Source organism: Paenibacillus cookii (genome assembly GCF_018333375.1).
Lineage (GTDB): Bacteria > Bacillota > Bacilli > Paenibacillales > Paenibacillaceae > Paenibacillus_AQ > Paenibacillus_AQ cookii.
The window spans coordinates 1-253 of sequence record NZ_BORW01000150.1 but is presented as its reverse complement, the minus strand read 5'-3'; the positions used below and the strand labels follow the sequence as shown (position 1 = coordinate 253).

The window sequence follows — 253 nt, the reverse complement described above, 5'->3', positions numbered from 1 at the left end:
ATCGTATTCGACGAGGACTGGCAGTATGAAGCGATTGTAACCAACCTGGAGTGGGAACCAATTGACCTATGGCGCTTTTACAACCAGCGTTGCTGCATGGAAAATTACATCAAAGAGGCGAAAGACGTTTTTCCATGGACCGGATCGCGACCAGTGATTTTGAAGCGAATGAAGTCGATCTGCTGATCAAGTTGCTGGCCTACAATTTGTTCGAACGCTTTAAGCGCGATTGTTGCGAACCGATGCATCAGGG

Annotated in this window: 1 pseudogene; it reads left to right on the top strand. The window is 47.8% G+C overall.

Features of this window, described 5'->3' with window-relative positions:
- A pseudogene (locus tag KI367_RS26970) lies at positions 1 to 253 on the top strand (transposase); the annotation flags it as partial.